The sequence below is a fragment of the Streptomyces sp. JK94 genome (genome assembly GCF_053613315.1).
Map to the genome: position 1 here is coordinate 95,833 of NZ_JBSICH010000001.1, position 21,992 is coordinate 117,824.

Sequence of the window (21,992 nt, forward strand, 5' to 3'; positions counted from 1 at the left end):
GTATCCGCACCTCTACGCGCGTCAGGCCGCCGCCGCTGCGGACAAATCCGCCCGGCACGTGTCGTTCCCGTCGGCGCAGGTGACCGCGGGGTATGCGCCAACGCCGATCCCCGCGAAGTTCCGCAGGCTCTCCGTGCCCGGCACGAAGTAGCCGCCGTGCCCCTGGGCGCCCCGCGCGGACAGCACCCGCGCCCCGAACGCCGCGGACACCGGGTCGGCGCCGTGTCCGAGGCCGCCGACCTCCATGTACGGCACGTCCTGGATCCAGTCCTCGGCGTCCCGCATCGCCCACACCCGGGCCGAGGTGCGCAGGTGGGCGGCCTTCTCGACGCGCATGCCGGGGCTGCCGGCCACCGCTATGTCGGTCACCCGGCGGGGGAGCGTGCCGGCGGCGAGCCCGCACACCACCGAGCCGTAGCTGTGGCAGAACAGCGAGACGGGGGACCGGCCGGGCAGCGCCCGCAGCAGCGCGTTCAAGCGGACGGCCCCCTGCCCGGCGCGGGCCGCCGTGGCCGCCTCCATGCCGAGGCCGTTCGGGGCGGTGTAGTCGGCCCAGGCGATCACGGCCGTACGGGTGCCCGGGGCGAGGGCGCGCTCGGCCGTGTGGAGCGACCTGGCCATCCCGACGGGCGCGGAGTACGCGCGGCGGGTGCGCTGGAAGGTGAGCAGTTCGGTGTCCACACCCGGCACGACGACGGACACACGCTCGGCGCGGCGCAGATCCCCGAGGACCTCGGCGACCTTGCCCGAGCCCGCCGGATCGAAGGCGAGTACGTGGCGGTCGCGGCGCAGCAGCGACGCGTAGTGCTGCGCGCGCCGCCCGGCCTCGCGCTGCCCGGACGGCGACAGGCGCTGGTCGTGCATGCGCAGGCGCTCCGCGGCGCGTGCCGTGCGCAGCGCCGCGCGGTTGGCGAGGTAGCGCAGCTCGACGGGGGCGCCGTTCATGTTGCCGACGGCGAGGGAGTAGCGGCGGGCGAGTCCGGCGCGCTGCCCCTGCGTGAGCGAGGCGAAGAAGCGGGCCAGCCGTGCGGGGGACGCCTGTGTGTCGGGCAGCCGGCGCCCGTCGATCCGGCCCCGCTCCCAGGCTGCGACCGACGCTTCGAGGGCCGTGGGCTCCCGCTGGTGGTGCAGGGCGGTCCAGCCGGTGGTCGCCAGCATCACGAACACCACGGCCAGGGCGAGCAGGGCCCGCCAGACGTTCAGCTGCGGAGAGGTGTCGAAGGAAGTCACTGGGAGGACACACTAGGAGAACGGGACGGTCTCGCGTGAATCGAGTGACACGGATCACGTTTCGATCGCGTGCTATGGGGTTGCAGGCATCCGTCCGGCCCCGGGAGTGCTCCGCCAGTCGCCGGTGAGCGCGGGTTCCACCTGGTCGAGATAGGCGGCGGTCAGCTCGCGCAGCGCCGTGAGACTGGCGTCGTCCCGCGCCGACCAGATCCGTTCCGTCACCCGCATCACCGCACCGAAGACGGCCACGACCACGCGGGGGCGCGGGTCCGTCTCCATGTCGAGGCCCTCGCGGTCGGCGATGACGCGGGCGATCTCCTCCTCCAGCTCCGCCGCACGCCGCAGATGGGCGGCGAGCAGCGCGGGGGTCGACTCGATCACCCGGTAGAAGCGCATGTGCAGGTCGAGTGGTACCAGTTGTCCGACCGCCTCGCCGATGGTGTCCCAGCTCTCCCCGAGCGCCTGGCGCAGGGCGTCCAGCGGGGCCTCGCCGGGCGGGCGGCGGCGCACGGCCCCGACGAAGTGCGATTCCGCGAGCCGCGACACGAAGAAGGCCGCCTCCTCCTTGCTCGCGAAGTAGCGGAAGAAGGTGCGCTGTGAGACGTCGGCCGCCTCGGCGATGTCGTCGACGGTGGTCTCCTCGTACCCCCGCTCGGTGAACAGCTCCAGGGCGGATCGCAGCAGGGTGTCCCGGGTGCGCTGCTTCTTGCGCTCGCGCAGGCCCGGAGATGTGGCTGTGTCCGCCATGTTCAAGAGGTTCGCTCCTCGGGTCGGCTCCGGCCTGCTGCCGCGCCGTCGTTCTCGCAGTTCGGGCTACCGGGGGATGTCATGTCAGTTACCGACTAGTGAAATGGTTTGTCAACTGTCAGTGGCTGTCACTAGCCTCGAATGTATGACTAGTCAGACCACCATCGACAAGGCGGGACCGGAGGACGGCGGGGCGTCGTCCGGCCCGTCGGGCCGGGCCCCGGCCGGCGGGCTGCGCGGCCACCCGTGGCTCACCCTCGTCACCGTCGCCGTAGGGGTCATGATGGTGGCCCTCGACGGCACCATCGTCGCCATCGCCAACCCGGCCATCCAGGTCGACCTGAAGGCCAGCTTCGCCGACGTCCAGTGGATCACCAACGCCTACTTCCTCGCCCTCGCGGTCTCCCTGATCACCGCGGGCAAGCTCGGTGACCGCTTCGGACACCGGCAGACCTTCCTCATCGGCGTGGTCGGTTTCGCCGCCGCCTCCGGTGCCATCGGCCTGTCCGACACCATCCCGCTGGTCGTCGCGTTCCGCGTGCTCCAGGGCGTGTTCGGCGCCCTGCTGATGCCGGCCGCGCTCGGCCTGCTCCGGGCGACCTTCCCGGCCGAGAAGCTCAACATGGCCATCGGCATCTGGGGCATGGTCATCGGCGCCTCCACCGCGGGCGGGCCGATCCTCGGCGGCGTCCTGGTCGAGCACGTCAACTGGCAGTCCGTGTTCTTCATCAACGTGCCGGTCGGCGTCCTCGCCGTGGTCCTCGGCGTCATGATCCTGCTGGACCACCGCGCGGAGAACGCCCCGCGCTCCTTCGACGTCCTGGGTATCGCGCTGCTCTCCGCCGCGATGTTCTGCCTGGTCTGGGCGCTCATCAAGGCCCCCGAGTGGGGCTGGGGGGACGGCATGACGTGGCTGTTCCTCGTCGTGTCCGTGGTCGGCTTCGGGCTGTTCGCCTTCTGGGAGACCAAGGTCGCGGAACCGCTGATCCCGCTGGGCCTGTTCCGTTCCGTCCCCCTGTCGGCGGGTGTCGTCCTCATGGTCATGATGGCGATCGCGTTCATGGGCGGCCTGTTCTTCGTGACGTTCTACCTGCAGAACGTGCACGGCATGAGCCCGATCGACGCCGGCCTGCACCTGCTGCCGCTCACCGGCATGATGATCGTCGGCTCGCCGCTCGCGGGCGTGCTGATCACCAAGGTCGGCCCGCGCCTGCCGCTCGCGGGCGGCATGGCCTGCACCGCGCTCGCCATGTACGGCATGTCCACGCTGGAGACGGACACCGGCAGCGGCATCATGTCGCTCTGGTTCGCCCTGCTGGGCCTCGGCCTCGCGCCCGTCATGGTCGGCGCCACCGAGGTCATCGTCGGCAACGCGCCGATGGAGCTGTCGGGTGTCGCCGGCGGTCTCCAGCAGGCGGCGATGCAGATCGGCGGCAGCCTCGGCACGGCCGTGCTGGGTGCCGTGATGGCCTCCAAGGTCGACAACGACCTGGCGGGCAACTGGGCGGACGCCGGCCTTCCGAAGCTGGCGCCACAACAGCTGGACCAGGCGTCCGAGGCGGTCCAGGTCGGCGTGGCGCCGGTGACCGAGGGCATGCCGGAGCCGCTGGCCGCCAAGGTCACGGAGGTCGCGCACGACACCTTCATGTCCGGCATGAGCCTGGCGTCGCTCGTCGCCGCCGGCGTGGCGGCCGTCGCCGTGCTGGTCGCGTTCCTCACCAAGCGCGGCGTGAACGCGGAGGCGGGCGCGGGCGTCGGCCACATCTGACGGAGCGGCGGGCCCCGCGGCTCGCTCTCCGTCCTCCTGCGGCCCGGTTCGCCCATCCGGGTGGCAGGGCCGGTGAACCCTCCCGTCCGAGGGGCCTCGCAGGTCACAGTGGGTCAAGTCCTCCGCAGGGCACGGAGGGGGAGAGGCTGCGGCGCGCTGCCGGAGGGGGGCAGCGCGCAGGCAGTACGTCGGCGGCAGGCATACGACGCCGCACGGGGGTACCCGAACTCCACGAGGAGTTGAGGGAGTTGATGATGGCGGGCTTCGGACAGGGAACGCGCGGGAACCCCCGCTCACATGGCCGGACGTGGTCACGGACCGGGCCGGATCGCGCGACGCTCGGCATCGTCGGAGTCGTCTGCGCGGTCGCGGGATTCTTCACGCTGGGGATCCTCCTCGGTCCCGCCGCGATCGTCTGCGGATGGTTCGCCATGGGCCGCAGCTGGTCGGGCCCCCGCCCGGTACCGGCGGTGGTCGCCCTCGCCCTGGGCGCCATCGACACGTTCCTGGCGGTCATCTGGCTCGCCGGGGCGGCCCCGGGCCACGGCCTGCTCTGACCGGCGCGCGGGACGAGGAACGGCGGGGGCCCCCGGCACGGCCGGGGGCCCGGCCATGCCGGCCACCACCCGCTGACCCGGCGCCCACTGGCTTAGCGCTCGCTGACCCGGCATCCACTGACCCGGCGCCCGCTGACCCGGCGCGGACCGATCCGCCTCGTCGCCTGCTCGGCGGAGGCCGCCTCCGGTGCGACAGCCGGTGCGGGGAGGCTGGACCCCGGTCTGCTACCGGGCCTGTTCCGGGGCTGGGGCCTGTTCCGGGGCTGGGGACGACGGTGCCGGGGCTGGGGACGGCGCCGGAGCCCCGCCCAGATCGGCCACCTGCCGCCGCAGGGCCCGCACCTCCTCCGTCAGCATCCGGATCGCCTCGGTCTGCCGCCGTTCCTCCACGTCGTCCTTGTCGAACCGGGCGATGAACCACGCCGCGATGTTGGCGGTCACCACACCCAGCAGGGCGATGCCGGACAGCATCAGCCCCACGGCCAGCACCCGCCCCCATCCGGTGGTCGGCGAGTGGTCCCCGTACCCCACGGTCGTCATCGTCGTGAACGACCACCACACCGCGTCGCCCAGCGTCCGGATGTTCCCGGCCGGCGCGTCCCGCTCCACGGACAGCACCGCCAGCGAGCCGAACATCAACAGCCCCACCACCGACCCGACGACGTAGGTCGTCAGCCGGATCTGCGAGGCCATCCGCGCCCGCCGGCCCACCAGCATCAGCGTCGAGACCAGCCGCAGCAGGCGCAGCGGCTGGAGCAGCGGAAGCGCCACCGCGCAGAGGTCCAGCCAGTGCGTACGGAGGAAGCGCCCGCGGTCGTCGGTGAGCTTCAGGCGTACCAGGTAGTCCACCGCGAACGCTCCCCAGACGGTCCACTCGGCCACCGCGCACGCGCGGGACAGGGAACCGCTCGCGGAGCTGTTCACGATCGGCACCGCGTACGCGACGGCGAACACCACGGCCAGCGCCAGGAGCGGCCGCTGGGAGTGCCGCTCCCAGCGTGCCTGTGCCGTCTCTTTCCCGATGCCCGCGTTCATCCCTGCATCGTAGGGAACGCGTGCGCCGGAGAGCGCGGCGGAGCCAGTGAGATGAAAAACGGGGGCGGCGCGGCCCGCGGGCCGCACCGCCCCTCACCCGACCGCGTGCGCGCTACGCGTCCCCGCCGGCGACCCCCGGGTCGGCCGCCGTCACGTCGAGCAGCCGGTACCGGTCCACCGCCTGCTTCAGCACCGACCGGTCGACCTTCCCCTCCCGTGCCAGTTCGCTCAGCACGCCCACCACGATCGACTCCGCGTCGATGTGGAAGAACCGCCGCGCAGCACCGCGTGTGTCCGCGAAGCCCCATCCGTCCGCGCCCAGGGACTGGTACGTCCCCGGCACCCAGCGCGCGATCTGGTCCGGAACCGCCCGCATCCAGTCGGACACCGCCACGAACGGCCCCTGCGCACCGGCCAGCTTGCGCGTCACGTACGGCACCCGCTGCTCCTCCTCGGGATGCAGCAGGTTGTGCTCCTCGCAGGCCACCGCGTCGCGCCGCAGTTCGTTCCAGGAGGTCGCCGACCACACGTCGGCGCGCACGTCCCACTCCTCGGCGAGGATGCGCTGCGCCTCCACCGCCCACGGCACCGCGACGCCGGACGCCATGATCTGGGCCGGGATCGAACCGCCCGTGCCCTCGCTGAAGCGGTGGATGCCCTTGAGGATGCCCTCGACGTCCACGTTCTCGGGCTCGGCCGGGTGCCGGATCGGCTCGTTGTAGACGGTGAGGTAGTAGAAGACGTCCTCGCCGTGCGGGTGCCGCTCGTCCGCGCCGTACATCCGGCGCAGGCCGTCCTGGACGATGTGCGCGATCTCGAAACCGAAGGCGGGGTCGTACGCCACGCACGCCGGGTTCGTCGAGGCCAGCAGCTGCGAGTGGCCGTCCGCGTGCTGGAGCCCCTCACCGGTCAGGGTCGTACGGCCCGCGGTCGCGCCCAGCACGAAGCCGCGCGACAACTGGTCGCCCATCTGCCAGAACTGGTCGCCGGTGCGCTGGAAACCGAACATCGAGTAGAAGACGTAGACCGGGACGAGCGGTTCGCCGTGCGTGGCGTACGCCGAGCCGGCCGCGATCAGCGAGGCCGTGCAGCCGGCCTCCGAGATGCCGTCGTGCAGCATCTGCCCGGTCGGCGCCTCCTTGTAGGCGAGCAGAAGGTCTCGGTCCACGGACTCGTACTGCTGTCCGAGCGGGTTGTAGATCTTCGCACTCGGGAAGAACGAGTCCATGCCGAACGTGCGGTACTCGTCCGGCGCGATCAGCACGAATCGCTTGCCGATCTCCTTGTCCCGCATGAGGTCCTTCAGCAGCCGTACGAATGCCATCGTCGTCGCGATGGATTGCTGGCCGGACCCCTTCTTCACGGTCGCGTACGTCTTGTCGTCCGGCAGGGCGAGCGGCTTCGACCGCACCACCCGGGTCGGCACGTAGCCGCCGAGCCCCAGCCGGCGGTCGTGCATGTACTGGATCTCCTCCGAGTCCCGGCCGGGGTGGTAGTACGGCGGCGGGCCGGACTCCAGCTCCTTGTCGGAGATCGGCAGGTGCAGCCGGTCGCGGAAGCGCTTGAGGTCGTCGACCGTCAGCTTCTTCATCTGGTGCGTGGCGTTGCGGCCCTCGAAGTTCGGGCCCAGCGTCCAGCCCTTGATCGTCTTGGCGAGGATGACCGTCGGCTGGCCCTTGTGCTCCAGGGCCGCCTTGTACGCCGCGTAGATCTTCCGGTGGTCGTGGCCGCCGCGCCCCAGGTGCAGGATCTGGTCGTCGGTCATGTTCTCGACCATCGCGCGCAGCCGGTGGTCGTCGCCGAAGAAGTGGTCACGGATGTACGCGCCGGACTCGGTGGCGTACGTCTGGAACTGCCCGTCCGGCGTGGTGTTCATCCGGTTGACCAGCACGCCGTCCCGGTCCTGCGCGAGCAGCGGGTCCCACGTGCGGTCCCACACCAGTTTGACGACGTTCCAGCCGGCACCCCGGAAGACCGACTCCAGCTCCTGGATGATCTTCCCGTTGCCGCGCACCGGGCCGTCCAGGCGCTGCAGGTTGCAGTTGACCACGAAGGTCAGGTTGTCCAGGCCCTCGCGGGCGGCGATGGAGAGCTGGCCCAGCGACTCCGGCTCGTCCATCTCGCCGTCGCCGAGGTAGGCCCACACGTGCGAGCGCGAGGTGTCCGCGATCCCGCGCGCGTGCATGTAGCGGTTCATCCGCGCCTGGTAGATCGCCCCGATCGGGCCGAGGCCCATCGAGACCGTCGGGAACTCCCAGAAGTCCGGCATCGACCGCGGGTGCGGATACGACGACAGGGCGTGGGGCGCCTTCGACTTCTCCTGCCGGAAGCCGTCCAGGTGCTCCTCGCCGAGCCGGTCGAGCAGGTACGCGCGCGCGTAGATGCCCGGTGAGGCGTGGCCCTGGAAGAAGACCTGGTCACCGCCGTCGCCCTCGTCCTTGCCGCGGAAGAAGTGGTTGAAGCCCACGTCGTACAGGGAGGCGGAGGAGGCGAAGGTCGCGATGTGGCCGCCGACGCCGATACCGGGCCGCTGCGCACGCGAGACCATGACCGCCGCGTTCCAGCGGGTGGCGTTGAGGATCCTGCGCTCGATCTCCTCGTTGCCGGGGAAGAACGGCTCGCTCTTGGTGGGGATGGTGTTGACGTAGTCCGTGCTGCGCATCTCGGGCACGGCCACGCGCTTCTCGCGGGCCCGCTCGATCAGCCGCAGCATGAGGTAGCGGGCCCTTTCCCGGCCGCGCTCGTCGACGGCGGCGTCGAGGGAGTCGAGCCACTCCTGGGTCTCCTCGGGGTCGAAGTCGGGGACCTGACTCGGAAGACCGCCGATGATGATCGGGCTGCGATCACTGCGATCGGATGCGGAAGCCACGCTGTTCCTTCGCTGTAGGAGGGCCACTTTGCCGGGTGTCTGAGCCGATTCCCCGCCGATCCCCCATCGTGTACCTCGTCGGGGCAAACGTCATCTGTACCGTGGGGTAACCGGTTCCCCCATGGGGATCGGGGGCACGTTCATTCGAGTCTCGTACCCACGCATGGTTCCCAAATACGCAAACGGGGCAGATAGGTGTGGTGTACGTCACCTCTGGTCTGGACGGCATGGCTGGAGTTGCGGCGACACGGCCGGGATCGTCACCGTTTCGGCGGTCCCAGTCGCCGGGTACTTGCGCGATCCGTCCCGCCCGTGTGGACTACGGCCAATGCTTCGCGCACGCGCGTGGCTGAGACATTCACCAAGACATGATCAGGAGGCAACCCGTGAGCGCGACCGCGGACCACGCGGAGGAGCGGACGAACCCTGCCGCCAGGCTGGGGTTCCAGCCCGGGCAGGTGGTCCAGGAGATCGGCTACGACGACGACGTCGACCAGGAGCTCCGCGAGGCCATTGAGGGCGCCGTCGAGGGCGAGCTGGTGGACGAGGACTACGAGGACGTGGCCGATGCCGTCGTGCTGTGGTTCCGTGACGACGACGGCGACCTGACGGATGCGCTGGTGGATGCCACCACGTACATCGAAGAGGGCGGGTCGATCCTCCTCCTGACGCCGAAGACCGGCCGTTCGGGATACGTCGAGGCCAGTGACATCTCGGAAGCCGCGACGACGGCCGGACTGACGGCGTCCAAGAGCGTCAGCGTCGGCAAGGACTGGAGCGGCAGCCGGCTGGCGACGCCCAAGGCCGCCAAGTCCAAGCGGTAGCCGGCCAGGCTCCGTACCACCCGACTCCGGACGGGCCGACCGCCGTCGGCCCGTCCGCGGGTCCGTGATGACCCCTGCGTAGGGTGTTTCCAGCGAACCACCCCCTGAAGGGACGAACAGGTCATGACGATCCAGGTCGGCGACAAGGCCCCCGGCTTCGAGCTGAAGGACAACCACGGCGCGACCGTCCGGCTGTCCGACTTCCGCGGTCACCAGAACGTCGTGCTCCTCTTCTATCCGTTCGCCTTCACCGGCGTGTGCACCGGCGAGCTGTGCGAGGTACGCGACAACCTGCCGCAGTTCTCCGACCGCGACACCCAGGTGCTCGCCGTGTCCAACGACTCCATCCACACCCTGCGCGTCTTCTCCGAGCAGGAGGGCCTGGAGTACCCGCTGCTGTCCGACTTCTGGCCGCACGGCAACGTCTCGCGCGCGTACGGCGTCTTCGACGAGGACAAGGGGTGCGCCGTCCGCGGCACCTTCATCATCGACCGGGAGGGCGTCGTCCGCTGGACCGTGGTCAACGGCCTGCCCGACGCCCGCGACCTGACCGAGTACGTGAAGGCGCTCGACACCCTGTGACCGACACCGAGTGATTCGTCGGTCCCAGGGCCTGCGGTGGGCGGGAACCCGTCACTAGGATCGAATCGTTGATCCGATATCCACGCACTACGGGGCTCTCCGCCCCTGGACACCAATGGAGGACTCGTGGGAGTCAGCCTCAGCAAGGGCGGCAACGTTTCGCTGACCAAGGAGGCCCCCGGCCTCACCGCGGTCATCGTCGGTCTGGGGTGGGACATCCGCACCACGACCGGTACCGACTTCGACCTCGACGCCAGCGCGCTGCTGCTGAACAGCGGCGGCAAGGTCGCCAGCGACGCGCACTTCATCTTCTTCAACAACCTGAAGAGCCCGGACGGATCGGTCGAGCACACCGGGGACAACCTCACCGGTGAGGGCGAGGGCGACGACGAGCAGATCAAGATCGACCTGGCCGCCGTCCCCGCCGACGTCGAGAAGATCACCTTCCCGGTCTCGATCTACGACGCCGAGAACCGCCAGCAGTCCTTCGGCCAGGTGCGCAACGCGTTCATCCGCGTCGTCAACCAGGCCGGCGGCGCCGAGATCGCCCGCTACGACCTGAGTGAGGACGCCTCCACGGAGACCGCGATGGTCTTCGGCGAGCTGTACCGGCACGGTGCGGAGTGGAAGTTCCGCGCCATCGGCCAGGGCTACGCCTCGGGCCTGCGCGGCATCGCGCAGGACTTCGGCGTCAACGTCTGAACCACCTGAACCGCCGAGGCGACAGCCTCGACCGTCCGGCGCCGCACGGTTCACGTGCGGCGCCGGACGCGCAGGAAAACCAGGAACACCACCCGGGGAGGGACAGCAACATGGGCGTCACGCTTGCCAAGGGAGGCAACGTCTCCCTGTCCAAGGCCGCACCGAACCTCACACAGGTACTGGTCGGACTGGGCTGGGACGCGCGTTCCACCACCGGAGCACCCTTCGACCTCGATGCCAGCGCACTGGTGTGCAGCAGCGGCCGGGTGCTCGGCGACGAGTGGTTCGTCTTCTACAACCAGCTCAAGAGCCCGGACGGCTCCGTCGAGCACACCGGTGACAACCTGACCGGCGAGGGCGACGGCGACGACGAGTCGGTGCTGGTCGACCTCTCCGCGGTGCCGGCTCAGTGCGACAAGATCGTCTTCCCGGTCTCGATCCACATGGCCGACGAGCGCGGCCAGACCTTCGGCCAGGTCAGCAACGCCTTCATCCGGGTCGTCAACCAGGCCGACGGCCAGGAACTCGCCCGCTACGACCTGAGTGAGGACGCCTCCACGGAGACCGCGATGATCTTCGGTGAGCTCTACCGCTACCAGGGCGAGTGGAAGTTCCGTGCTGTGGGGCAGGGGTACGCGTCGGGGCTCCGAGGCATCGCTCTAGACTTCGGAGTCAACGTTTCGTAAAGCCGCGTACGGCGCGGGGGAGCCCCGTACACACACGATTGGGTAGCCAGTGGTTTTGAAAACCTTCGGGTGGTCGTTCGCGGTCACCGCGCTCGGCCTGGTGGCCGCGGTCTTCTACGGGGGGTGGACCGCCTTCGGCATCGTGGCGATCCTGTCCATCCTGGAGATCTCGCTGTCCTTCGACAACGCAGTGGTCAACGCCGGGATCCTGAAGAAGATGAATGCCTTCTGGCAGAAGATCTTCCTCACCATCGGCATCCTGATCGCCGTCTTCGGTATGCGCCTGGTCTTCCCGGTCGTGATCGTGGCGATCAGCGCGCAGCTCGGTCCGATCGAGGCCGTCGACCTCGCGCTCACCGACAAGGACCGCTACCAGGAGCTGGTGACGGACGCCCACCCGTCGATCGCCGCCTTCGGCGGCATGTTCCTGCTCATGATCTTCCTCGACTTCATCTTCGAGGACCGCGACATCAAGTGGCTCGGCTGGCTGGAGCGGCCGCTGTCCAAGCTCGGCAAGGTCGACATGCTGTCGGTCTGCGTCGCCCTGATCGTGCTGCTCCTCTCCGCCGTCGCCTTCGGCGCCCAGGCGCACCTGCACGCCGGGCACGCGGACAAGACCGAGACGGTGCTGCTCGCCGGTATCGGGGGCCTGATCACCTACATGATCGTCGGCGGTCTCTCCGGCTTCTTCGAGAACAAGCTCGAAGAGGACGAGGAGCGCGAGCACGAGGCCGAGGAGGAGGCCGCGCGGGCGGGCAAGCCCAAGTCGGCGGTCCAGATGGCCGGCAAGGCGGCGTTCTTCATGTTCCTCTACCTGGAGGTCCTGGACGCGTCCTTCTCCTTCGACGGCGTCATCGGCGCCTTCGCCATCACCAACGACATCGTGCTGATGGCCCTGGGCCTGGGCATCGGCGCCATGTACGTCCGGTCGCTGACCGTCTACCTGGTCCGCCAGGGCACCCTCGACGACTACGTCTACCTGGAGCACGGCGCGCACTACGCCATCGGCGCCCTCGCCGCCATCCTCCTGATCACCATCCGGTACGAGATCAACGAGATCGTCACCGGCCTCATCGGCGTGGTCCTGATCGGCGCCTCCTTCTGGTCCTCCGTGCGCCGCAACAAGCGGCTCGCCGAGGCCGGGGGAGACGCCGGCAAGGAGAAGGCGGAGGTCTCCTCCGGGGTGTGAAACCCGGCCTTTTCGGGGCCGGGTTCGCCCCCGGTGCGCCTGCTTCCCTGGTGTGAACACGGCCCGGACGAGGAACGCTCTGTGCGGGGCGGCCGACGAGGACGACTCCTCGGGGCCGCCCCGTCGGCGGTCCGCGTCAGTGGTCTGGGCCGGCGTTCGACGGCCGAATGGAGATGGGGGCGGGAATGGGCTTCTTGGACGGTCTGTGGCGCGGTCGCGAGAGCGATTTCGACTCGGGCGGCGCGGCGACCAACTCCATCCAGCTGACCAAACGGCACGCCCAGGTCTCCCTGGACAAGCAGGGGGCGGCCACCGGCCACCTCCGTATCAACCTCACCTGGCGGATGCGGACCTCGGACATCATGGGGGCGCAGCGCGAGAGTCTGCTGCGGCACCCCCTCAAGGCGCTCAAACCCCCCGAGGTCATCGGCCACAGCCAGAGCATGGTCAACGTCGACCTCGACCTCGGCTGCCTCTACGAGCTCCAGGACGGCACCCGCGGGGTCGTCCAGCCGCTCGGCGGCTTCCTGGGCGACGTCAACGCCCCGCCGTACGTCAAGCTCAGCGGCGACGACCGCTTCGGCTCGGCCTCCGGCGAGACGATCTACGTCAATCTCGACCACAAGGACGCCATCAAGCGCCTCCTGCTCTTCGCCTACATCTACGACCAGACCCCCGCCTTCGACCGGACGCACGCCATCGTCACGCTCTACCCGAGCAACGGCCCGCGCATCGAGATAGGCCTCGACGAGCGGCACCCGCAGGCCCGGTCCTGCGCCGTGGTGATGCTCGAGAACGTGAAGGGCGAGATCCTCGTCCGCCGCGAGGTGAAGTTCGTGTACGGCTTTCAGGGCGAGCTGGACCGGTTGTACGGGTGGGGCCTGCAATGGGGCCGGGGGCACAAGAGCAAGGCCGAGCGCTGACGCCCGGCCGTACCGCCGCGCCGCCTACCGCCCGACGAACTGCGGCCCCTGCGGCGGCAGCCGGAAGTCCGGGTCGGGCGCCCCGTTGACCGGCGACGGATAGCCGTAACCGGACTGCGCGCCGACGGCTCCCGACGCGGCGGGCGCCTGCGGATACCCGTACACCGGCCGGCCGGTGGGCTGCGGAAACCCGTAGGCCGGCTGGGCCGCCGGCGGCTGTTGCGGATAGCCGTACGTGGGCTGGGCCGGTACCCCCGCGGGCTGCTCAGGCGGCAGCGGAGGCGAGAGCTCCGGGAGGGGCTGCACGGTCGTCGGCTCGTCCGGACCGACCGTCGGCGGGAGGGGCGCGGGCTGGGCGGGTGCGGACTGGGCGGGTGCGGACGGCGGGGGAGTGGGCTGGGCGGAGGCGTGCGGCGGCGACGAGGGCCGGGGTGCGGACATGGGGTCGTCCGCTCCCTCCGACTCGTCCACCGAGATGCCGAAGTCGGTCGCCAGGCCCTTGAGCCCGTTCGAGTAGCCCTCCCCCAGCGCCCGGAACTTCCACCCTTCCCCGCGCCGGTACAGCTCACCGCAGATCAGCGCCGTCTCCTGGCCCGTCTCCGGCTTGACGTCGAAGTACGCCAGCGGTTCCGCGTCGGCGGCCGTGGCGTCGTGCAGCAGGATGCGCAGTGACCGGACCCGGTCGAAGGAGACGCCGTCCGCGGAAGCGACCAGCAGGATCCGGCCCACGGCGGCCTCGACCCCGGTCAGGTCTGTCTGGATCGTGTCGGTCAGGTCCTTGGCGACCCGCTTCTTGCCGAGCCGCCAGACCTGGCCCGAGGGATGCCGGGGCTGGTTGTAGAAGACGAAGTCCTCGTCGGAACGCACGCGGTCGTCCGGCCCCAGCAACAAGGCGGAGGCATCGACGTCGGGGACCCCCTGCCCGGGAGTCCAGCGCAGCACGGCGCGTACCGTGGTGGCTTGCAGCGGGACGTTCGACCCCTTCAGCATCGCGTGCGTCATGCCGTCATCCTGCCTTCTCGGTCCTGGTCACGACAATGCGGGGGCGGGTACTCGGGTCGTGTCGCCTCCCTTCGGGCCGCCGCCCTCGACACGACCGGGTTACTTGGAATTCATGCCTGGTGGGAACCTCCGACATGAATACGTACGTACTATTACCGGCCACCTTCGGACAGTTCGCAGGTCGCCCAGACACTAGCGGGGGAGTACTCATGCGTCATTTCGGGCAGATTGCCCCCGAAGTGCGGAAGCGCCTCTTCCACCAGGAGCCTTGCGCCTTCACGGCGGACTCCCCGGCCCGGCTGCTGGCCGCGGCCCTGGGCGCCACGCTCTACAGCCCGGCCACCCGGCCCGCACTGGCCGACGACGTCCTCAAGCAGGGCGCGTGCGGTGTGACGTCGATGGTGCTGTGCCTGGAGGACTCGATCGGCGACGCCGACGTACCGGCCGGCGAGGAGAACCTCGTCCGCCAGCTCGGGGACCTGGCGGAACGCACCCGAACCCTCGGCTCCGCCCGAGCGGGCGACGTCCCCGACGATGTCGAGATCCCCCTCCTGTTCATCCGGGTCCGCACCCCCGAGCAGATGCCCGACCTCGTCCGGCGCCTCGGCCCCGCGGTGCGGCTGCTGTCCGGATTCGTGCTGCCGAAGTTCACCGAGGAACGCGGCATCCCCTTCCTGGAGGCGCTCTCCGCCGCCGAGGCCGCCACCGGCCACAGGCTCTTCGCCATGCCCGTGCTGGAGTCGCCCGACCTGCTGTACCGCGAGTCCCGGGTACAGACCCTGGAGGGCATCTTCCGCGCAGTCGACAAGTACCGCGACCGTGTACTCGCCCTGCGTCTCGGCGTGACCGACTTCTGCTCCTCCTACGGGCTGCGCAGGGGCCCCGACATGACGGCGTACGACGTCCAGATCGTCGCCTCCGTGATCGCCGACGTGGTGAACATGCTGGCCCGGGCCGACGGCACCGGGTTCACGGTGACCGGGCCGGTGTGGGAGTACTTCCGCGTCCAGGAGAGGATGTTCAAACCGCAACTGCGGCAGAGCCCCTTCCTGGAAGGACAGGCCGTCGCACTGCGGCAGAAGCTCATCGAACACTCCATGGACGGCCTGCTGCGGGAGATCTCGCTGGACCGCGCCAACGGCCTGCTGGGCAAGACCTGCATCCACCCCTCGCACGTGCTCCCCGTGCACGCGTTGTCCGTCGTCAGCCACGAGGAGTTCAGCGACGCCCAGGACATCCTGCGGTCCGAACGCTGCGGCGGGGGTGTCCTGCGGTCGGCCTACACGAACAAGATGAACGAGGTGAAGCCCCACCGCGCCTGGGCCGAACGCACGCTGCTGCGCGCCGAGGTCTTCGGGGTGGCGAACGAGGACATCGGCTTCGTGGAACTGCTCGCCGCCGGCCTGTCCGAATGAACGCAAGGAATCCATGACCGACGCAAGCATCGATGCCGCGGTGCACAACGGGAGGCACGAGTACATGACGGAGAGGGCGCGCGCCGAAGGGCGGGCCGACGTGTGGTCCGGGAGCTGGGTCGCCGAGCGGCTCGGCGTCGAACTCGCCGGCGACGACGCGCTGACCGGTCTGCTGGGACTCGCCCTGCGCCGCAACCCCAGGCGGGCGCACCTGCTCGTCTCGAACGTGCTCGGCAAGCACGTCCCGCAGACGCCCTCCGTGGTGTACGGCCACGGCGTCGCCCTCGGCCGGCGCGTCCGTGACCTGCTCGGTGCCGAGGCCGCCGGTAACGCGGTCGTCCTCGGCTACGCGGAGACCGCCACCGGCCTCGGCCACTCGGTCGCCGACGGCCTCGGTCCCGCCCCGTACCTGCACTCCACCCGCCGCCCGGTCACCGGCGTCGCCCGGGCGGGCGGCTTCGAGGAGTCCCACTCGCACGCGACCTCGCACCTCCTGCTGCCCGAGGACCCGGCGCTGCTGGCCGGCGACGGGCCGCTGGTCCTCGTCGACGACGAGTTCTCCACCGGGAACACGGTGCTCAACACCGTGCGTGCCCTGCACGAGCGCTATCCCCGCGGGCGGTACGTCGTGGTGGCCCTGGTCGACATGCGCTCGCCCGCCGACGCCGGCCGGCTGGAGCACTTCGCCCGCGAGATCGGCGCCCGCGTGGACCTGGTGACGGCTGCCTCGGGCACGGTCCGGCTGCCGGACGGCGTACTCGAGAAGGGACAGGAACTGGTCGCGCTCCACGAAACGCCCCCCGCCGGGCGGCCGGGCGGGGAACGCCCGGCCGCCGACACCGGTGCGCGTGCCGAGGCTGGTGCTGGTGCTGGTGCTGGTGCTGGTGCTGGTGCGGGTGCGGGTGCGGGTGCGGGTGCGGGTGCCGGAGGCGGAAGCGGAAGCGGAGGTGGGGTCGGGCGTGTCGACCTGTGCTGGCCCGAGGGAGTCCCCGACGGGGGACGGCACGGGTTCACGGCCGCCCAGCGGGACCGGCTGGAGAGCGCCCTCCCCGGCATGGCCGGGCGGATCGCCGAGGCGCTTCCCACGGGGGCCCGCCGCGTGCTCGTCCTCGGCTTCGAGGAGCTGATGTACGCCCCGCTGCGCCTGGCCCACGCGCTGGAACAGACCCTCGGCGCCGACGTGCGCTACTCCACCACCACCCGCTCTCCCGTCCTCGCGGTCGACGACCCCGGCTACGCGATACGCACCCGCCTGGTCTTCCCCGCCCACGACGACCCGGCCGACGGCCCCGGAGAGCGCTACGCCTACAACGTCGCGGGCGCCGGCTTCGACGCCGTGGTCGCGGTCGTCGACTCGACCGCCGACACACCCGCGTTGCACGCGCCCGACGGACTGCTGGCCCGGCTCGCCGGTCACGTCCCGCACGTCCTGCTCGCGGTCGTCCCGTCGTACCTCCCGCGGTCCCCGCACGCCCCCGAAAGGCCCTCCATGCTGCCCGAGCCCCTGCGCGGCCCCGACTTCTCCTCGTACGCGCCCGACGAGGTCGGGTGGCTGCTCCAGGATCTCTCGGGCGTGACGCTGGAGGCGCCGACCGAGGAGCGCGAGGAGGCGATCCAGAGCGGCGGCGCGCACTACGCGGAATCGCTGCCCGTGGAGTACCAGCCCAGCGAGCAGTACCAGGAGCTGTTCCACGCCGCGCTGGCGACGTCCGCCGCCCGGCTCGCCCGCGCCGTCGGAGCCGTCACCGAGATCGTGCTCACCGAACGGTCGCCCCGCCCCGTGCTGGTCTCCCTCGCCCGCGCGGGCACGCCCGTCGGGGTCCTGATGCGCCGTTGGGCGCAGTTCCGTCATGGTCTCGATCTCCCTCACTACGCCGTGTCGATCGTCCGTGGCCGCGGCATCGACGCCAACGCCCTGCGCTGGCTGGCCGGCCGTCACGACCCCGCCGATGTCGTCTTCGTCGACGGCTGGACCGGCAAGGGCGCCATCACCCGCGAACTCGCCGCCGCCCTGCGCGACTTCGAGGTGTCCGACGGCATCACCGGCTTCCACCCCGAGATCGCCGTGCTGGCCGACCCCGGTTCCTGCGTACGCACCTACGGCACCCGCGACGACTTCCTCATCCCGTCCGCGTGCCTCAACTCCACCGTCTCCGGTCTGGTGTCGCGCACCGTGCTCCGCGCCGACCTGGTCGGCGCGCACGACTTCCACGGTGCGAAGTTCTACCGCGAACTCGCCGGCGCCGACCTGTCGACGGCCTTCCTCGACGCCGTCTCCGCACGCTTCCCGGACATCACCGACACGGTCGACGCCCAGGTCAAGGACCTCCTCTCCGCCGACCGCGCCCCCACCTGGGAGGGCTGGGCCGCCGTCGAGCGCATCAGTGAGGAGTACGGCATCCACGACGTCAACCTCGTCAAGCCCGGCGTCGGCGAGACCACCCGCGTGATGCTGCGCCGCGTGCCGTGGAAGGTACTCGCGCGAGCCGGCGCGGGCGCCGACCTGGACCACGTGCGCCTGCTGGCCGAACAACGGGGCGTACCCGTCGAGGAGGTCGCCGGCCTCCCCTACACCTGTGTGGGGCTGATCCACCCCCGGTACACGCGGGGCGCCACGGGCGCCGACGGCAGGGCGGTGGCGCTCTGATGCCGGTGCTCGTCGCGAGCGACCTCGACCGCACGCTCATCTACTCCGCCGCCGCCCTGGGACTGACCATGCCCGACCTGCGGGCGCCGCGGCTGCTGTGCGTGGAGGTCTACGAGAGCAAGCCCCTGTCGTACATGACGGAGACGGCAGCCCAACTGCTGGCCGACCTCGGTGACACGGCGGTCTTCGTGCCGACCACCACCCGGACCCGCGCGCAGTACCAGCGCATCAACCTCCCCGGCCCTCCGTCGACGTACGCGATCTGCGCCAACGGCGGGCATCTGCTGGTGGACGGCGTCTCCGACCCCGACTGGCACGCGCGGGTGACCGCTCGGCTGGCCGACGAATGCGCCTCGCTGGCCGAGGTCCGCGACCACCTGATGAGCACCGCGGACCCGCTGTGGGTGCGCAAGCACCGGATCGCCGAGGATCTTTTCGCCTATCTCGTCGTCGAGCGTGAACTGCTGCCCGAGGAGTGGGTGAAGGAACTCGCCGTGTGGGCCGAGAACCGCGGCTGGACGGTGTCCCTCCAGGGCCGCAAGATCTACGCCGTTCCGAAACCGCTCACCAAGAGCGCCGCCGTGCGCGAGGTCGCCCGTCGCACCGGCGCCGACCTCACCCTCGCCGCCGGCGACTCCCTCCTCGACGCCGACCTGCTGCTCGTCGCCGACCGGGGCTGGCGCCCCGGCCACGGGGAGCTGGCCGACTCCGACTGGACGGCCCCGGCGATCAGCGCCTTGCCCGAGCGCGGTGTGCTGGCCGGTGAGCGGATCCTTCGGGAGTTCCTGCGCGCGTCGAGCCCGGCTCGCTGATCCCGCCGTCCGGCTCCCCGGCGCCGTCCCCGGTGCCGGGGCGGTCGTCGTCGGCCGGAGGCCGTATGTCCTCTCCGTTGTCCTGTGCTCTGTTGTCCCGTGCTCGCTCGCGTCCGCGGCCGCCACGCCTTCGGCTGCCGGCTCCCGGCCGCAGCAGACGCCTGCCGATGAAGACCAGCAGGGCCAGGGCCGCGATCGCGAGGATCACCTTCGAGTAGGTGGAGGCGATGCCCGACACCCGGGACCAGTTGTCCCCCAGGGTGTAGCCCGCGAGCACGAACACGGTGTTCCAGATCGCGCTGCCCAGCGTGGTCAGGGCGAGGAAGACGGGCAGCCGCATCCGCTCCACCCCGGCCGGCACGGAGATCAGACTGCGGAAGACCGGAATCATCCGGCCGAAGAACACGGCCTTGGTCCCGTGTTTCAGGAACCACGCCTCCGTCTTCTCTATGTCCGACACCTTCACCAGCGGCAGTTTCTCCGCTATCGCCACCGTGCGGTCCCGGCCGAGCATCGCGCCGACCCCGTACAGCGCGAGCGCGCCGATCACCGAACCCGCGGTCGTCCACAGCAGGACGGCGATCAGGTTCATCCGGCCGGAGCCGGCCGCGAAGCCGGCGAGCGGCAGGATCACTTCGCTCGGCAGGGGAGGGAAGAGATTTTCCAGAGCGATGGCGAGACCGGCGCCCGGTGCGCCGAGCTTGTCCATGAGCTCGTTGATCCACTCCGGTGCCGCACCGCTGCCCGCGGCCGTCTGCACTGCGATGGCTGTCATGACGACCACGCTAGAAAATCGCAGCTGAAGGGAGCCTGAGGAAGTCCGCAAGATCGCCTGCGGTGTACCGCAGGCGGGAATTGCGGTTTTCCGCAGTGTGCGCCGCCCTCGCACCCGGCTAGCCTCGCGATCATGCGAGTCATGGCGCGACGAGTGGGGCGGTGCGGGGTGGGCCTGATCATGGGCACCGCCGCGGCCGCCGTCGAGCTGCTCTTCGCCCTTCTGGCCGGAGCGGCCCTGCTGCCGGTGGCGGCCTGGCCGGCCGGACGTCGTGCCGTACTGCGCCCGGTCCTCGCGGGCGCCCGGGCACTGGCGGAGCTCGAGCGGGCCCGGTTGGGGATGTGGCTGGACCTCCGGGTCACGCCCGTGTACGAGGAGGTGCGGGCGCTGCGGTACATGGCCTGCCACTGGGCTCTCGGCGCTCTGGGCGGCGTGGTGATGCTCACGGCCGCGATCGGCCTCGGATACGGCTCCTTCGGGCTGTACGGCTGGCTCCTGCTGGACGGCATACGCGACCCCGGTTCGCTGGTCCTCGGCAGTCTCGGCGGCTTCTTCCTCGTGTTCCTCGCCGTGCAGGGAATATTCGGTGTGGTGGGACTCGAGGGGCAGCTGGCGCGGCACTTCCTCGGGCCGCGCCACCAGGAGGAGCTGGAGCGGCGGATCGCCGAGCTGTCCGCCAGCCGGGCCGCCGTGGTCGACGCGGTCAACGACGAGCGGCGCCGTATCGAGCGGGACCTGCACGACGGTGTGCAGCAGCGTCTCGTCGCCCTCGGTATGCTCCTCGGCCGCGCCCGCCGCAGCCAGGACGCCGGCCGGCGCGACCGGCTGCTCGGCCAGGCGCACGACGAGAGCCGCCGTGCCCTGGACGAGCTGCGCGAGGTGGCCTGGCGGATCTATCCGACCACGTTGGACGAGGCGGGGCTGCGCGCGGCCCTGGAGACGGTCGCCGAGCGGGCGTCCGTGCCGGTGGGAGTGGAGTACGACGTGGACGAAGAGCCCGGGCAGGCCGTGGCCACCGTCGCGTACTTCGTCGTCTGCGAAGCCGTCACGAACGCGGTCAAGCACGCGGCGCCGACGCGGATAAGCGTCGCCGTCAGAGCGGAGGAGAAACGGATGTACGTGAGCGTCCAGGACGACGGCTGCGGCGGGGCGAACGCCACCGGCAGCGGGCTGTTCGGACTCGCCCGGCGGGTGGCCGCCCTGGACGGCAGCCTCAGCGTGGTCAGCCCACCGGGCGGGCCGACCCTCGTGGCCGCGGAACTGCCGTGCGGGTGATCCTGGCCGAGGACTCGACCCTGCTGCGGGAGGGACTCGTGCGGCTGTTGACGGAGGAAGGACACGAGGTGCTCGCGGCCGTCGGCAACGCCGAGTTGCTGCTGCGGGCGGTCACCGAGGACCCGCCGGACGTGGTCGTCGCCGATGTCAGGATGCCGCCCACGCACACGGACGAGGGACTGCGCGCGGCCCTGCAGATACGCGAGCGCTGGCCGGCGGTCGGGGTGCTGGTGCTCTCGCAATACGTCGAGAAGCGGTACGCGACGGAACTGCTGACCGGTGAGACGGAAGGAGTGGGTTATCTGCTCAAGGACCGGGTGGTCCAGATCGACGAGTTCCTGGACGCACTGGAGCGGGTGGCCGCCGGACGGGCCGCCTTCGATCCGGAGGTCGTCCGTCAGCTGCTCGGCCGTACGACCCACACCGATCTGCTCGCCCGGCTCACCGTGCGGGAACGGGACGTGCTGGCCGAGATGGCGCAGGGGCACACCAACGCGGCGATCGCGCGGCGACTGCACATTTCGCAGAGCGCGGTGGAGAAACACACCAACGCGATCTTCGACAAGCTGGAGCTGGCCGGAGGGGAGGGGTATTCACGCAGAGTGCTGGCGGTGCTGCGCTACCTGGGCAGCTGAGCAACGCTGAGCGGTGCGGCGCCTTCGGACCGGTGCCGGGGCCCCGTCGCCTTCGTCCGCGGGGCGGGATCAGCCGCAACAGCCTCCGCCGCAGCAGCCGCCTCCGCCGCTCGACGGCGCAGGGGCGGGCGCGGGCCCGGAGGCCGAGCCGCCGACCGCGACCGTCGACAGCAGCTTCACCGTGTCGGCGTGGCCCGCCGGGCAGGCGGCGGGGGCGGAGGACTCGGCCATGGGACGGCTCAGTTCGAAGGTGTCGCCGCAGCTCCGGCAGCGGTACTCGTAACGAGGCATGCGCACAGATTAACCGGCCCCACCAGGC

General features: G+C 70.7%; 20 protein-coding genes. 13 read left to right on the plus strand and 7 right to left on the minus strand.

The genetic code is table 11. From position 1 onward, the window contains the following. Nucleotides 1-21: 21 nt before the first annotated feature. Both ACVV2G_RS00445 and ACVV2G_RS00450 read right to left on the minus strand, forming a co-directional pair. On the minus strand, nt 22-1,230 hold the full coding sequence (locus ACVV2G_RS00445; protein WP_453840518.1) for an alpha/beta hydrolase: 1,209 nt from the start codon (nt 1,228-1,230) through the stop codon (nt 22-24). A 72-nt stretch (nt 1,231-1,302) separates the two neighbouring features. Then, nucleotides 1,303-1,977, minus strand: a complete 675-nt coding sequence (locus ACVV2G_RS00450; RefSeq protein WP_453840519.1) for a TetR family transcriptional regulator — start codon at nt 1,975-1,977, stop codon at nt 1,303-1,305. Between the two features lie 145 nt (nt 1,978-2,122). On the opposite strand from ACVV2G_RS00450, the gene ACVV2G_RS00455 reads away from it, so the two are divergent. Both ACVV2G_RS00455 and ACVV2G_RS00460 read left to right on the plus strand, forming a co-directional pair. After that, a complete protein-coding gene (locus tag ACVV2G_RS00455; RefSeq protein ID WP_453840520.1) occupies nt 2,123-3,745 on the plus strand; it encodes an MFS transporter in 1,623 nt (540 codons plus the stop codon). 251 nt (nt 3,746-3,996) lie between these two features. Beyond that, the gene (locus ACVV2G_RS00460) at nt 3,997-4,302 is read left to right on the plus strand and encodes a small hydrophobic protein (protein WP_453840970.1); all 306 of its coding nucleotides are present in this window, start codon (nt 3,997-3,999) and stop codon (nt 4,300-4,302) included. A gap of 225 nt (nt 4,303-4,527) precedes the next feature. On the opposite strand, the gene ACVV2G_RS00465 is transcribed toward ACVV2G_RS00460, so the two are convergent. Then, nucleotides 4,528-5,337, minus strand: coding sequence for a potassium channel family protein (locus tag ACVV2G_RS00465; RefSeq protein ID WP_453840521.1), 810 nt, complete (start codon nt 5,335-5,337; stop codon nt 4,528-4,530). 112 nt (nt 5,338-5,449) lie between these two features. Beyond that, a complete protein-coding gene (gene aceE / locus ACVV2G_RS00470; RefSeq protein ID WP_453840522.1) occupies nt 5,450-8,206 on the minus strand; it encodes a pyruvate dehydrogenase (acetyl-transferring), homodimeric type in 2,757 nt (918 codons plus the stop codon). Between the two features lie 386 nt (nt 8,207-8,592). Here aceE and ACVV2G_RS00475 point away from each other — a divergent pair, with 386 nt between their 5' ends. The 6 genes from ACVV2G_RS00475 (at nt 8,593) to ACVV2G_RS00500 (ending at nt 13,112) form a co-directional block, all read left to right on the plus strand. Continuing rightward, a complete protein-coding gene (locus tag ACVV2G_RS00475; RefSeq protein WP_053130143.1) occupies nt 8,593-9,030 on the plus strand; it encodes a DUF3052 domain-containing protein in 438 nt (145 codons plus the stop codon). 123 nt (nt 9,031-9,153) lie between these two features. Further along, nucleotides 9,154-9,612, plus strand: coding sequence for a peroxiredoxin (locus tag ACVV2G_RS00480; protein WP_453840523.1), 459 nt, complete (start codon nt 9,154-9,156; stop codon nt 9,610-9,612). A 126-nt stretch (nt 9,613-9,738) separates the two neighbouring features. Next, nucleotides 9,739-10,314, plus strand: coding sequence for a calcium homeostasis/redox stress adaptation protein (locus tag ACVV2G_RS00485; protein ID WP_219177445.1), 576 nt, complete (start codon nt 9,739-9,741; stop codon nt 10,312-10,314). A gap of 110 nt (nt 10,315-10,424) precedes the next feature. Further along, nucleotides 10,425-11,000, plus strand: coding sequence for a TerD family protein (locus tag ACVV2G_RS00490; RefSeq protein ID WP_386309121.1), 576 nt, complete (start codon nt 10,425-10,427; stop codon nt 10,998-11,000). A 49-nt stretch (nt 11,001-11,049) separates the two neighbouring features. Then, nucleotides 11,050-12,189: a DUF475 domain-containing protein gene (locus tag ACVV2G_RS00495; protein ID WP_453840524.1), complete on the plus strand. Its 1,140-nt coding sequence runs from the start codon at nt 11,050-11,052 to the stop codon at nt 12,187-12,189. 185 nt (nt 12,190-12,374) lie between these two features. Beyond that, the gene (locus ACVV2G_RS00500; protein WP_453840525.1) at nt 12,375-13,112 is read left to right on the plus strand and encodes a TerD family protein; all 738 of its coding nucleotides are present in this window, start codon (nt 12,375-12,377) and stop codon (nt 13,110-13,112) included. A gap of 24 nt (nt 13,113-13,136) precedes the next feature. Here the strand turns inward: ACVV2G_RS00500 and ACVV2G_RS00505 are convergent, their stop codons facing one another. Next, nucleotides 13,137-14,114, minus strand: coding sequence for a TerD family protein (locus tag ACVV2G_RS00505; protein ID WP_453840526.1), 978 nt, complete (start codon nt 14,112-14,114; stop codon nt 13,137-13,139). Nucleotides 14,115-14,323: 209 nt separating this feature from the next. Between ACVV2G_RS00505 and ACVV2G_RS00510 the strand changes: the two genes are divergently transcribed. From ACVV2G_RS00510 to ACVV2G_RS00520, 3 genes are all read left to right on the plus strand, one after another. Further along, entirely contained in the window at nt 14,324-15,529 is a 1,206-nt protein-coding gene (locus ACVV2G_RS00510; RefSeq protein WP_453840527.1) for an HpcH/HpaI aldolase/citrate lyase family protein, read from the plus strand. A gap of 64 nt (nt 15,530-15,593) precedes the next feature. Next, nucleotides 15,594-18,176, plus strand: coding sequence for a phosphoribosyltransferase (locus ACVV2G_RS00515; protein WP_453840971.1), 2,583 nt, complete (start codon nt 15,594-15,596; stop codon nt 18,174-18,176). Continuing rightward, nucleotides 18,176-18,988 carry an HAD family hydrolase gene (locus ACVV2G_RS00520; protein WP_453840528.1) on the plus strand — a complete coding sequence of 271 codons (813 nt, stop codon included), beginning with the start codon at nt 18,176-18,178 and terminating at the stop codon, nt 18,986-18,988. Before ACVV2G_RS00515 ends, ACVV2G_RS00520 begins: the two co-directional genes overlap by 1 nt. Here ACVV2G_RS00520 and ACVV2G_RS00525 read toward each other — a convergent pair. After that, a complete protein-coding gene (locus tag ACVV2G_RS00525) occupies nt 18,906-19,763 on the minus strand; it encodes a DedA family protein (RefSeq protein WP_453840529.1) in 858 nt (285 codons plus the stop codon). The two genes, ACVV2G_RS00520 and ACVV2G_RS00525, sit on opposite strands and share 83 nt — an antisense overlap. A gap of 132 nt (nt 19,764-19,895) precedes the next feature. Between ACVV2G_RS00525 and ACVV2G_RS00530 the strand changes: the two genes are divergently transcribed. Together ACVV2G_RS00530 and ACVV2G_RS00535 are read left to right on the plus strand one after the other, a co-directional pair. Further along, nucleotides 19,896-21,038 carry a sensor histidine kinase gene (locus ACVV2G_RS00530; RefSeq protein WP_453840530.1) on the plus strand — a complete coding sequence of 381 codons (1,143 nt, stop codon included), beginning with the start codon at nt 19,896-19,898 and terminating at the stop codon, nt 21,036-21,038. Beyond that, on the plus strand, nt 21,029-21,673 hold the full coding sequence (locus tag ACVV2G_RS00535) for a response regulator transcription factor (RefSeq protein ID WP_453840531.1): 645 nt from the start codon (nt 21,029-21,031) through the stop codon (nt 21,671-21,673). Before ACVV2G_RS00530 ends, ACVV2G_RS00535 begins: the two co-directional genes overlap by 10 nt. 69 nt (nt 21,674-21,742) lie before the next feature. On the opposite strand, the gene ACVV2G_RS00540 is transcribed toward ACVV2G_RS00535, so the two are convergent. After that, the gene (locus ACVV2G_RS00540) at nt 21,743-21,964 is read right to left on the minus strand and encodes an FmdB family zinc ribbon protein (RefSeq protein WP_453840532.1); all 222 of its coding nucleotides are present in this window, start codon (nt 21,962-21,964) and stop codon (nt 21,743-21,745) included. Between the last annotated feature and the right edge of the window lie 28 nt (nt 21,965-21,992).

Coding starts and splice junctions, on each gene's coding strand:
- ACVV2G_RS00500 (WP_453840525.1), top strand. CDS start 12,375: ATGGGCTTCTTGGACGGTCTGTGGCGCGGTCGCGAGAGCGATTTCGAC.
- ACVV2G_RS00460 (WP_453840970.1), top strand. CDS start 3,997: ATGATGGCGGGCTTCGGACAGGGAACGCGCGGGAACCCCCGCTCACAT.
- ACVV2G_RS00510 (WP_453840527.1), top strand. CDS start 14,324: ATGCGTCATTTCGGGCAGATTGCCCCCGAAGTGCGGAAGCGCCTCTTC.
- ACVV2G_RS00525 (WP_453840529.1), bottom strand. CDS start 19,763: ATGACAGCCATCGCAGTGCAGACGGCCGCGGGCAGCGGTGCGGCACCG.
- ACVV2G_RS00515 (WP_453840971.1), top strand. CDS start 15,594: ATGACGGAGAGGGCGCGCGCCGAAGGGCGGGCCGACGTGTGGTCCGGG.
- ACVV2G_RS00490 (WP_386309121.1), top strand. CDS start 10,425: ATGGGCGTCACGCTTGCCAAGGGAGGCAACGTCTCCCTGTCCAAGGCC.
- ACVV2G_RS00520 (WP_453840528.1), top strand. CDS start 18,176: ATGCCGGTGCTCGTCGCGAGCGACCTCGACCGCACGCTCATCTACTCC.
- ACVV2G_RS00465 (WP_453840521.1), bottom strand. CDS start 5,337: ATGAACGCGGGCATCGGGAAAGAGACGGCACAGGCACGCTGGGAGCGG.
- ACVV2G_RS00530 (WP_453840530.1), top strand. CDS start 19,896: ATGCGAGTCATGGCGCGACGAGTGGGGCGGTGCGGGGTGGGCCTGATC.
- ACVV2G_RS00450 (WP_453840519.1), bottom strand. CDS start 1,977: ATGGCGGACACAGCCACATCTCCGGGCCTGCGCGAGCGCAAGAAGCAG.
- ACVV2G_RS00505 (WP_453840526.1), bottom strand. CDS start 14,114: ATGACGCACGCGATGCTGAAGGGGTCGAACGTCCCGCTGCAAGCCACC.
- ACVV2G_RS00480 (WP_453840523.1), top strand. CDS start 9,154: ATGACGATCCAGGTCGGCGACAAGGCCCCCGGCTTCGAGCTGAAGGAC.
- ACVV2G_RS00455 (WP_453840520.1), top strand. CDS start 2,123: ATGACTAGTCAGACCACCATCGACAAGGCGGGACCGGAGGACGGCGGG.
- ACVV2G_RS00540 (WP_453840532.1), bottom strand. CDS start 21,964: ATGCCTCGTTACGAGTACCGCTGCCGGAGCTGCGGCGACACCTTCGAA.